Origin of the sequence: Balneola sp. (assembly GCA_003712055.1) — a bacterium.
In the GTDB taxonomy this organism is placed as follows: Bacteria; Bacteroidota; Rhodothermia; order Balneolales; family Balneolaceae; genus RHLJ01.
On sequence record RHLJ01000003.1, the window covers coordinates 355,398 to 367,241 of the forward strand.

At 40.0% G+C, this 11,844-nt stretch carries 12 protein-coding genes; 7 read left to right on the plus strand and 5 right to left on the minus strand.

The features are described from left to right. Positions 1-6 precede the first annotated feature (6 nt). The 4 genes from ED557_08935 to ED557_08950 all read right to left on the minus strand — a co-directional run bounded on the left by ED557_08935 (position 7) and on the right by ED557_08950 (position 4,336). Positions 7-1,779: a hypothetical protein gene (locus tag ED557_08935; GenBank protein ID RNC83885.1), complete on the minus strand. Its 1,773-nt coding sequence runs from the start codon at positions 1,777-1,779 to the stop codon at positions 7-9. A gap of 134 nt (positions 1,780-1,913) precedes the next feature. Then, on the minus strand, positions 1,914-2,837 hold the full coding sequence (locus ED557_08940; protein RNC83886.1) for an MCE family protein: 924 nt from the start codon (positions 2,835-2,837) through the stop codon (positions 1,914-1,916). 9 nt (positions 2,838-2,846) lie between these two features. Next, positions 2,847-3,596 (minus strand): ABC transporter ATP-binding protein, encoded by a 750-nt coding sequence (locus ED557_08945; protein RNC83887.1) that lies wholly within the window; start codon positions 3,594-3,596, stop codon positions 2,847-2,849. A gap of 2 nt (positions 3,597-3,598) precedes the next feature. Beyond that, positions 3,599-4,336: an ABC transporter permease gene (locus ED557_08950; GenBank protein ID RNC83888.1), complete on the minus strand. Its 738-nt coding sequence runs from the start codon at positions 4,334-4,336 to the stop codon at positions 3,599-3,601. Between the two features lie 102 nt (positions 4,337-4,438). Here ED557_08950 and ED557_08955 point away from each other — a divergent pair, with 102 nt between their 5' ends. The 7 genes from ED557_08955 (at position 4,439) to ED557_08985 (ending at position 10,411) form a co-directional block, all read left to right on the plus strand. Beyond that, entirely contained in the window at positions 4,439-5,425 is a 987-nt protein-coding gene (locus ED557_08955) for a hypothetical protein (GenBank protein RNC83889.1), read from the plus strand. 1 nt (position 5,426) lies between these two features. Beyond that, positions 5,427-6,485 (plus strand): potassium channel protein, encoded by a 1,059-nt coding sequence (locus ED557_08960; protein ID RNC83890.1) that lies wholly within the window; start codon positions 5,427-5,429, stop codon positions 6,483-6,485. A 14-nt stretch (positions 6,486-6,499) separates the two neighbouring features. After that, a complete protein-coding gene (locus ED557_08965) occupies positions 6,500-7,684 on the plus strand; it encodes a chorismate synthase (protein ID RNC83891.1) in 1,185 nt (394 codons plus the stop codon). Then, the gene (locus ED557_08970) at positions 7,684-8,010 is read left to right on the plus strand and encodes a hypothetical protein (GenBank protein RNC83892.1); all 327 of its coding nucleotides are present in this window, start codon (positions 7,684-7,686) and stop codon (positions 8,008-8,010) included. The genes ED557_08965 and ED557_08970 overlap by 1 nt, the downstream gene beginning before the upstream one ends. Before the next feature lie 3 nt (positions 8,011-8,013). Then, entirely contained in the window at positions 8,014-8,967 is a 954-nt protein-coding gene (locus tag ED557_08975; protein ID RNC83893.1) for a LysM peptidoglycan-binding domain-containing protein, read from the plus strand. Then, entirely contained in the window at positions 8,967-9,695 is a 729-nt protein-coding gene (locus ED557_08980; GenBank protein ID RNC83894.1) for a CPBP family intramembrane metalloprotease, read from the plus strand. Before ED557_08975 ends, ED557_08980 begins: the two co-directional genes overlap by 1 nt. A gap of 149 nt (positions 9,696-9,844) precedes the next feature. Next, on the plus strand, positions 9,845-10,411 hold the full coding sequence (locus tag ED557_08985) for a sigma-70 family RNA polymerase sigma factor (GenBank protein ID RNC83895.1): 567 nt from the start codon (positions 9,845-9,847) through the stop codon (positions 10,409-10,411). On the opposite strand, the gene ED557_08990 is transcribed toward ED557_08985, so the two are convergent. After that, positions 10,408-11,781 (minus strand): sensor histidine kinase, encoded by a 1,374-nt coding sequence (locus ED557_08990; protein ID RNC83896.1) that lies wholly within the window; start codon positions 11,779-11,781, stop codon positions 10,408-10,410. The genes ED557_08985 and ED557_08990 overlap by 4 nt on opposite strands. Positions 11,782-11,844: the final 63 nt, after the last annotated feature.

Below are 11,844 nucleotides of genomic sequence, written 5' to 3' on the forward strand. Positions count from 1 at the left end.
TATTTTTTATCTAAACAAGCGAGAGCGGTTATCAGTTATATCCGCTTCTTCTTTCAATTCATCTAGCCAAATGGATAGATATTTCTGACTTTCCAGCTGCTCGAGCTCCGCTCTAATTTGTTGTGCTGTTGCACCATCAAGGGTAGATGGTATAGCTCTGGTTATTGTATTAACCTGTACAACATAGGCTGCATTCAAGCCTTCAAGAACCCCTGAAGTCTGCCCGTCCTCCATCTCAAAAATAGCTCCTACAATACCCGGCTCCCTTCCTGCACCGGTAATTACTGAACTGTTTGCTGCTAAATTATCAACGGTTTGAATTTCTTTAGATGCTGCAGTGGCAAGACTTTCGAGAGAAGCATTTGCAGCTACAAGATTTGAAATATTGGAAACTGCAATTTCTTTTCTCTTCTCGTTTCTAACCTGAGTTCCGATTAAAGCTTCTACTTCTTCAAAAGGTCTGAATCCCTCAGGAGTCTTTTCCACCAACTCTATTACAACAAACTGAGTGCCCAATTCAATAGGCTCAGAGACATCACCTTCATCAGCATCCCTGAAAAAATCGAGTGCTTGCTGGCTTGCTCCTAAACCAGAAATAAAGGAATTGCCTTTTGTGGCAAAAACTTCCTGTACGGATAGTCCTGCTCGTTCTGCTTCTTCATCAAAACTGGTTTCTTCTGAAGCAAAAAAGAAAAACTCATCCGCATTTTCTGCCGCATCATCAATGGTAGATGGAAGAGCTTCAAAAGGAAGTGAGAATACCACGAATTTGATCTCATCGCCTTCTTCTGCTACTTTTTTGATGATTGCCGCACTTGAACCCAGATTAAGAGCTTCAGTTACTTCTCCAACAGCTACATCAAGTACTGGTGCATATTCTTCTCTGATTTCATCCCTATTTACGAATACATTGGTATATGGGGTAATTGATTGCTGGCGAATCAAGAAAAGGGAATCATTATCAGTAGCTGCAAAAGAATTTGATAAACCAGCTACTTCTTCAAGGATCTCAGTAGTATCCTGGCTGGTTGGTAGTGTACTAAAAGAAACCAACCTTGCTCTATAAGACTCTTCCTGCTTATAGCGTTCTTTATTTTCTTCATAATAAGAACGAAGATCATTATCTGAAGTAACTACTTCAGCCTCATCTACTTCGTTAAATGGAAAACGGATAAAGGAAAATTCCGCAAAGCTGTTTCTTCTTTTGAATTCCTTCTCAACATCCTGATCGGTTACCTGAATACCTGCAGTTATGAAATTACGAAGTTTATCCTGGCGTCTCTTTTGGCGAAGCTGTAATTCAATAGCAATGGCTTCCTGAGTATAGTCGCCTGAGGCAAGCACATTTTCTACAGCAAAGCGATCAATGCTTCCATCTTCACGTGCAAAGTATTGATAGATTAAGGGATCAGGATTGTCACCATAAGCCATTTCCAGTACTTCACCATCGGTAACAGTAATTCCCAGTTCGTCCATTTTTTGCTCAAGTAGTGTCGCACTTACAAGATCTTCCCATACCTGAGTCTCATAGATAGCTCTTGTTTCAGCAGTCATAGAAGCGCCCGTTTGCTGGGTATATGCTGTTGAGTAGTACTGAACTCTCTGATTATATTCTTCCAAACTAATTGGCTCACCATTTACACTTCCAAGTGTACTTGGTCCGGCAGAAAGGGCATTAGGATCGTACACGTCCATAATTACCCACAAAAGACCAAAAGAGCCTATCAAAATCCACAAGATAATACCTGTATTATCTCTAAATTTCGTCATTACACCCATAATAGGTATCCTCTAAATCGTACTTAAATTTGATGTTTCAATTTCGGCACCGGTAGTTCTGTTTACCTTGACCGTGAGCCTGGAAATATACACCAATAGCTAAGTAATAAAAAGCATCAGAGCGCTTAAAGGTGTTAAAATATATCGACCAGGCGCATATGCTTTAGGTAACGCTTAGGGTCTTCCTGGATTGACTTAATCAGCTCGTTTAGGTTAACTGTTAAGCTATCCAGGTTATCATAGAGAGAGGGATCGTTAACCATTTTTCCTAAAGTACCTTCGCCAATATCTATTTTGGAAAGTATGCTGGACATAGATTCGGAGCTCTCCAAAAACTCAGCAGATAAAGAATCTAATTCTCCACTGAACTTTTCAAGGTTTGAAATGATACTTGTAAGGTCTTGTTTGCTTGAGTCACTTAGTTCACTAACATTCGCAAGCGTTTTTTGTGCATCCAGAATCATTGCATCAATCTCTCCTTGGCGATTCTTGATGATCTGAGCTATGGACTCTGTACTCTCTTGAATATTTGAAATAGTGGATGAGATTTCTCCTCCTTTTTCCAAGTTGGCCATTGAGCGGAGCAAATCGTTAGTTAACGATAGCGTGATTGCTACAGAGTCCGCGATATCTGATCCTTTATCAGAAAATGATTCCACTACCCCTTCTTCATGGGTTCCTTCTATAAAATCACCCCAGCTTATCATTTGCTGGTTGTCAGATTTTACGATCTCAATGCTAGCTGTTCCCAGTAGTGCCGGAACTATTTGAGCTTTAGAACCTATAGGTATGCTAATCGGCTCTGAAATATTCAATGTAACCAAGGTGCTATCTCCATTTGGCAAAAACTCCATTTCCCTAACGGAACCAACTTTAAATCCTCTTAGAAAAACATCTCCGCCTTTAATGAGCCCATCTACATTTGCATACTTAGTATAAATGATATTAGTAGCTGAAAACAAAGGTTCATCTTTCATTACCCGGAAACCAAGATAGGCCACTACAATTGCAGCAAGTACTACTAGTCCAATTTTAACCTCGTTGCTTAACTTGTTCAAAACGCTCCTCTAATAGTGTTTTTGTTTGATCTGGTACTCACTTGCTGTTATAAAATCGATAAGTGGAGGATAATCACTTTCCTGCATTTCTTCTACCGAACCATACCAACTAAGTTTTTGCTCGTCCAAAAAGGCTACTTTTTCGGCTACCGTTAGCACACTGTGCATATCATGAGTAATAACTATTGAAGTTATATCGAGATTCTTGGACATACTTACTATCAGTTCATTGATCTCTTCGGAAGTTTTAGGATCTAACCCTGATGTTGGTTCATCATATAGTAAGTATTGTGGCTGTAAAATAATCGCCCTTGCCAAACCTACTCTTTTCCTCATCCCTCCTGATAATGATGCTGTACTTTTATCTCCCGCACCAGTAAGATTTACCATTTCCAGAGCTTTATTCACTTTCTCCTGAATAACCTCTTCGGAATCTTTAGTAAAGTAACGAAGCGGAAATGCCACGTTCTCAAAAGTACTGATAGAATCAAATAGCGCGGCTCCTTGAAACAGTATACCAAAGCGTTGTCGCATTTTTCTCAATTCGGAATAGGACAAGCAAAATAAGTCATGTCCGTCAATCATCACTTTACCTGAATCGGGATACAAAAGTGCATTCAGGTGTTTTAGCAGTACAGATTTACCACATCCTGATTTCCCAATTATTGCAAGAGTTTCCCCATTCTCAATATTGAATGAGACATCTTTCCAAATCAAATTGGAACCAAAACTTTTAGTAAGATTCTTAATCTCAATCATTTTTATAACAAGATTGCTGCAAGCACAAAATCGGCTAATAAAATATAAATACATCCTAATACGGTGGACTGGGTAGTAGCGTTCCCAACCCCCTCTGCTCCACCAAACGCATAATATCCCTTAAAGCAAGCAATAGAGGTAATTACAAAACCAAATACGAAAGACTTCACAATACCAAAAACCACATCCTCGGGATAGAAAAACTGTCTTGCGCCCTGCATAAACTCAGCAACCGGAAGAATCCCATCTAATGAGCCTGCTAGAATACCTCCCGAAATCCCGGTGGTCGCAGCCGCAACATAGAGTACAGGAAACATACAAATTCCAGCTAGAATCCTCGGTACTACCAAAAAGGTAACAGAATTGAATCCCATCGACTCCAGCGCATCAATTTGCTCACTAACACGCATGGTTCCAAGCTCGGTTGAGATCCTGGCTCCAACTTTACCAGCTAATACAAGCCCTCCAATAACAGCTGCTAATTCAATCACTATTGATTGCCCAACAATGGATCCTACAATTGAAACCGGATATAAATCTGTATCAAGCTGATAAGCAGTTTGCAGGGTCAATACTGCTCCGGTAAAAAAACCGGTTAGCATTATAATAGGGATAGACTCGTACCCCACCTTTACAAATTCCGCAAAAAGGTTTTTTCGGTACGTACTAAATTCAGTAACTGAGCGTAACGCCTGGTAGAGAAGTAAGGAATACTGACCAAACTGTTTAATAGAATCCATGTACCGAAGCTTACTCCTCTCGAGTGATAATAATGATGTTATATACTTTCGCTACCATTATATTCATATTACAAAACAATATTTAAAATTGTCATCTCAATCATGACTTTCTTCCGCTTAGTACTTGTTGTTGTGTTCTCCCTGTTGTGCTCATCGTATAGTTTAGCCCAAACAAGTAGTTCCAGTATTTTCAGGTTTTTAGAAGTCACTCCTTCTGCAAGATTAGCTGGACTTGGCGGAAATCATGTTGCCTTGTTCAACCCTACTATTTCTGAGTTTTATTTAAACCCAGCATACCTAAATCCTGAATCTAGTAAATCAGTTTCTGCCACTTTTGTGAACTACCTCGCCGACTCAAGAACGGGTTTTGCCAATGGCGCTTACCATATAGATAACCTTGGGACTATTGGAGTTGGGTTACGATATACAGGCTATGGCTCTTTGAGTGAGTATGATGAACAGGGAACACGGCTTGGAGACCTCAACGCCGGAGATTTAGCCCTCACCTCTTCGTTAAGTACCGATCTTGGCCCAAAATTATATGCGGGTGCATCTGTTACCTTAATTCATTCATCCTACCATACCTATAATTCGAATGCTCTTACTGCTTCTGGTGGGGTATACTATATGAACTCCGACACTGATTTTAGTGCGGGGCTTTCTTTTAGAAATTTAGGAGATCAACTCGACTTCTATAATGGCTTTAGAGAAACCATTCCATTTGACATTTCAGCAGGAATATCAAAAAAACCAGAAAATTTTCCTTTTCACTTACATCTCACTTTACGTCAATTAAATAATTGGGAGCTGGATGTAGCAGGTGAAACTGAATCTCCTAACTTCACTGAAGCTTTATTTCGTCATGTTATCCTTGGAGGAGAAGCCTCATTAGGCGAGAATGTAAAACTTCGATTTGGGTATGACCGCCTCCTTCATGAACAAACTAAAACCAATGACTCTTTCGACTTTGCAGGAGTGAGCATGGGTATGGGATTTAAGATCAAATCATTAATCCTAGATATGAGCAGAAATTCATACAGTGATATAGGTGGTGTTGTGCAGCTCAGTCTTCGCACTCAATTGAAGTAGTATGAATAATCGACTGTATTCCGCTCTGGTCGAAAATCCCGCCGTTTTTAGGATAGGTATTGCTACTACTATTATGATGGCAATATTCCTTGTTGGAACCCTGGGCTACCACTATATAGAGGGTATGGGCTTTTTTGATGGGCTTTATATGACCTTTATCACTATCTCAACAATAGGTTTTAGGGAGGTTCATAATCTATCGATTGAAGGGCGCATTTTCACGATGGGTATCTTTATATTTGGGATCGGGGTGATTTCATACATCGCTTCACAAACTACCCAGTTAATTTTTGAGAATGAACATTTTCTAAAACGGGCTATAAGAAAGCGGCTTGGAGAAATGAATCAACATTACATAATCTGTGGATATGGAAGAATAGGTAACCGGATCGCAAATGTACTCCGCGATGCCGGTTTGCCAGTTGTAGTTGTAGAGCTGGAGGAGTCAAATATTGATCGAATTCAGGCAGACAAACACGTCTATATCCAGGGTGATGCACAAAATGAGAACATACTGCAAGAAGCGGGTATCGATAAAGCTAAAGCGCTGATCTGTGCACTATCAAGTGATAAGGACAATGTATTTACTACCCTACTTGCTCGAGAATTGAATCCTGAAATTTTCATTTTAGTCCGTGCTAATGAGAACAGTAACCGCTTGAGAATTTCAAGAGCTGGAGCTAATAAAGTAATTTCTCCCTACGATATTGGTGCAGATCGTATGGCAAATGTAATACTAAGACCTCAGGTTGAACACTTTATTGAAACCATGACGAGAGATGATCAACAAGATCATACCTTCGATGAGGTTTTAATTGGTAAGGGTTCAGCCTTATCTGGAAAAAGCCTTGGAGAGATCGGTGTAAGAAATAAATACGGAGTACTAATCATTGCCATTATACCCAATGGAGAGCGCATCAAATTTAACCCACTTAGTACTGATATAATTAATGAGGGAGATTCTCTTATTTTACTAGGTGATATGAAAAAAGTAGGTGATTTCAGATCTGAGCTATGCAAAGACGACCGGTCACTGGCGGAAAGAACTGAACATATTTAACACAGAACTAACGAATGATAAGATATTTTACAGCCGGAGAATCACACGGTCCGGGATTAACAGGAATTATAGAAGGAATACCGGCTGGATTAGCCATTACTGAAAGTGAGATTGCAGAGCATCTTGCTCGTCGCCAACAGGGATATGGACGTGGTGGTAGAATGGCTTTTGAAAAAGATCATGCAACCATAAGCTCTGGTGTTCGCTTCGGAAAAACGATGGGTGGACCTATCGCACTTTATATGGAGAACAGGGCTTTCCAAAAGGACAAAGCCAATTGGCCTGTGGTAATGAACAAAGAGACAGAGTCCGATGATATCGAAAAAATTACTCTTCCACGTCCGGGTCATGCCGACCTGGTAGGCGCTCAGAAATATCGTTTTGATGACATAAGACCGGTAATTGAACGCTCAAGTGCCAGAGAAACCGGAATGCGTGTAGCCTGTACAGGAATTGCCCGGAAGTTACTCAAACACTTCGGTATCGAAATAGGTGGCCATGTTCTAAGAATTGGAGAAGCCGGGTATAATTCATGGGAGGAAATAAGGGAAGTAGCAGATCCTCTTATTCAAGGCGGGGCAGAACATGTTTATAAAACGGCCGATGAATCTGAAGTACGATGCTTAAATGAGACCCTTTCTGCCGAAATGGTTGATGAAATCAAGAAATACAGAAAAGCTGGTTCCTCACTGGGAGGTGTTTACGAGATTATTGTAACCGGAGTACCTGCTGGTTTGGGAAGTTTTACTCACTGGGATAGAAAACTTGATGGCTTAATTGCCCAGGCAATTATGGGCACCCAGGCAATGAAAGGGGTTGAGATCGGCTTAGGATTCGAATCCGGAGCCAGACCCGGGCACAATGTGCACGACGAAATTTCCCACGATGGTACTACTTTTCAACGTTCTACAAACCGCTCGGGTGGAATAGAAGGCGGAATGAGTACGGGTATGCCTATCATTATACGGGGAGTCATGAAGCCTATTCCTACTATGCTCAACCCACTAAAAACGGTAGATATGCATAGCCTTGAGGTTATGGAAACCCGTTATGAACGATCTGATGTGTGTGCATTACCTAGAGCGGTTGTAGTAGCTGAAAGTGTGATCGCACCTGTAATTGCTAATGCCTTTCTCGAAAAATTTGGAGGTGATTCTATTAGTGAAATAGAAGAGCGCTTTAATAGTTATAAAGGGTGATGAAAAATAATATTCCGACACTTGCCGCAAGAGTTAAGGACAATCCAAACGATTCATTCTCAAAATTTGCACTTGCTCTGGAATTGATGAAAATAGGTCTAAACGAAAAAGCCCTTGTTCTTTTCGAAAGCATTATAGAAAACGACCCAAATTATGTAGGCGTTTATTATCATTTAGGCGCACTTTACATTTCCCTAGATGAGAACAAAAAGGGAATAAACACCTATAAGAAAGGAATTGAAATAGCGAATACTATAAAGGATCAACATGTAAGGTCTGAATTACAATCCGCATTAATGTCGTTTGAGCTCAATCAGGACAGTTAATCAATGAAATTTCTACTCTCTCTTATTCTCCTTCTTTTAGTTTCCCTGAATGCTATCGGACAGGAACAAAAAACCTATACAGTAAAGCAGGGGGAGACTCTATACGCCATCTCAAAACAGCTGAATGTTTCCGTAGCTGAACTTCAACAATGGAATAACTTAAGTGATAACACACTTTCGATCGGGGATGAACTCGTATACTATGCCGTGGAAGTCGATACAACACAGGTTATCGAAACAAGTGCTTCACTTATCGAAATCACTACCCCTCAACAGAATACTTTCTATGTTGTACGAAGTGGAGATAACCTTACTAGAATAGCGCGTGAGCACAATATGACTATAGACGAGCTCAGGACATTGAATAATCTGAACGGAGATTTATTGAGTATCGGTCAACGATTAAGTGTCAGAAAGCTAATCGATAGTGTAGCTCCATCCGTTTCAGAATTCTCAGAAGAATCTTCCCCTCAAGGATCATTTGCAGTTTATACCGTTCAGCAAGGCGAGTATACGAATCAACTTTTGACTCGCTTTAAAATGACTTTACCTGAGATTCAGGAGCTAAACCCTGAAATCAACTTTGATGCCCTGGATGTGAATCAGAAAATTACGATTCTTCTTCCTCCCTCACGCTCATATTCAAACCCGTATGAGCCTAAGGCTAATTTACAGGATTTGGGAGTTGTAGGTGCTATTTCTTATAAAAACTCTGAATTCGGGAATACTACTACCAATGGAGAGTTGTATAATCCGGAACAACTTACTGCGGCACATTCAAATATAGCGTTGGGTAGTATAATTTTTGTAGAAAATTCTAGTACAAAAAATGGGATTTTTGTTCGAATAAATGACAGAGTAACAGGATCTGGATTGAAACTTTCAGCTAAAGCGTATCGAATATTGGGTCTTGATGAAAACTCAAACCCAACGGTTAGCATTTATATTGAAAGTTGATGGCAAATCAGGTCCGACAATATCTAACAACTACACATACCCTCCTTTATAGTTTTCTATTAAGCCTTCCTTTATTTCTCATTTATGAAAGCTTAATTCTAATCTCCCAGCCAAATACTGAGCACATTGTCAGAATTAGTGTAGATGTGTGGATGAAATCCATTTTTACTTATTTGGGTGTTAACGCAGTTTCATTCTCTTTGCTAGCGATGATGCTCATTGGCTTTTTCATTTTGTATAAAGAAAGAGAACGCCTGAAAGAGATCCGCTTTGTTTATTTCACCATGCTTTTTTTTGAATGCCTGATTTATGCCATCGTTTTTGCATTCATTAGCAATGCTCTTGTCTCTTTACTTCTCAATATGGCAGCTACCGATCCTGTCGAATCCCTGACTTACTTACAAAAACTAGCTCTTTCTTTAGGAGCTGGCCTTTATGAAGAACTCTTCTTTAGAGTGATTCTTGTAAGTTTATTTATACTAATATTTAATAAAATTTTAGGGAAAAAATGGGCGGCAGTAATAGCTGCCGTGACTCTTTCAGCTTTATTATTTAGCGCCGTTCATTACATGGGAGATATGGGGGACCTGTTCACACTAAATTCGTTTCTCTATCGCTTTATATTCGGATTAATTTTAAATGGACTCTATGTTTGGAGGGGCTTCGGAGTAGCTGCCTGGACTCATGCCATATATGATGTACTAGTGATCACATTCCTTGGGGCTTAGACATTTACAAACATCGTGATCAACATTTTCTATTTACCAATTGAGCGGTAGTTAATTACTTTAATTTCTTCGTGTTAAATTTCCGATTTTGATTTCCATTATTGGTTATAATTATCGTTTTTGTTTTATAGCATTTTTGAGGAATAAAGGTGAGTAAAAAACATCGATTAAAACAGCTTCAATTCAATGATGAGATTATTCCTCACCTGGACTCGCTGTATAATTTCGGCCTTAGGCTTACCGGTGATCCTAGCGACACAGAAGATTTAGTTCAGGATACCATCGTTAAAGCCTTCCGGTTCTTCGATAGCTATGAAAAGGGAACCAACGCTAAAGCCTGGTTATTCCGTATCCTCAAAAACTCGTTCATTAATAACTACCGGAAAAATCAGAAAAAACCGCAAGAGGTAGATTACGATGAGGTTTCTTCCTATTACGAAAACGTAAGGGCCGAAAGAACCGACACCACCGATTTAGAGCACCTGATCTTCAGAAACCTGATGGATGATAATTTCACAAAGGCGCTCTCAAAATTACCTGAGGATTTTAGAACCGTTGTATTGTTGTGCGATGTAGATGGCTTCACCTATGAAGAAATTTCGAACATGCTGGATGTTCCAATTGGTACTATACGTTCAAGGCTGCACCGGGGAAGAAACCTGCTCAAGACAGAACTTTACGAATACGCCAAGAAAAGAGGCTTTACCGACGATTAACTTTCTTTCTCTTCAACAGGAAGGGTAATCCTCATCGTGGTTCCTACGCCCAATTCCGATTTTAATACAAATACTTTTCCGGAATGATAGTCTTCGATGATTCTTTTGGTAAGACTAAGTCCCAAGCCCCAACCTCTTTTCTTTGTGCTATATCCGGGTCTGAATACTGACTTAAATTGACTTGGCTCTATGCCTGACCCGGAATCTTCAATATCAATAATTACATCCTTCCCTTTTATCCTCGACGAAACTGCGATATACGCTTCCCTACCATTTGTAGTGAGAGCATCCATCGAGTTTTTTACGAGGTTTTCGACCGCCCATTGAAATAACTCCGGGTTGATCATCACCTTAGCATCAGCTTCTAAGTCCTTCTTCACATTTACGGCTTTACCCAGTTTGGGCAATCTTCGCTCCATATATGTTATGACTCCATCCAGATTAGACTTTATGTCCATCGAAGAGAGTTCAGGAGACGAACCAATTTTACCGAACCGTTCAGCTACACCACTTAATCGTTCAACATCATTTTCTATTTCCTGAATGATTTTTGATGCTGATTTATCATCCCCATACTCATCTTTGAATAGATGAATCCAACCATATAAACTAGAGATAGGAGTACCTAATTGATGCGCTGCCTCTTTGGCCATACCTACCCAAAGATTCGATTGCTCGGTTCTGGTGATACTTTTATAGGTAGTATATCCTATACCTAGTAATAAAGTGAGTATCAAAATTTGAATGTAAGGGAAGTAGCGAAGAATTCTTACCGTTGGGCTCTCACCATAATACACGAACTGAACAATCTGAGTTTGTTCATCCCCAATTGTAATTTTAATAGGAGGATTAGTTTCCTTAAGCTGATTAACCAGCCGTTCTCTTTTTGCTGGGGTATCAATATGTTTGAGAGCTATATTTCTGAACCCATACTCTACCGTAACCTCTTGTGAATCCGGATTCGACTCGCTGGGAGTGAAGTATATATATTCAACAGGAGCGCCAGTTGAATCGACCAGCACCGCCGGAACCTGGAAATATCCTGCTTCATCCAACACCAGTTCATCGGTTACAAAATCCTGAGAACTTCTCAGACCTTCTACTTCCAGTAATTTATCGATCAAACTATCCGGAACGCTCGAATTCTCCTGAAGCTGAAAAGCCACCTCAAATAGTTTTGCGCTTGCCTGTTGATCATACGGGAGCGAATTAAACTCTATAACTTTAGCCCATAGCTGAACACTGGCCCTTTCCTGATCAAGTATCTTACCCACCAGATAATTATTGTAGATAAGCGATCCTGCCCCTAACAAAAGTAGAAAGAGGATAAGCATCAACTTTATCCAACCCGATTGGGCAAATAAATTCATTTTGGCAGCTTTGGTTTAACCTTGATGTTCGGGGATTTTAGGGAAACAAAAAACCCCGACATA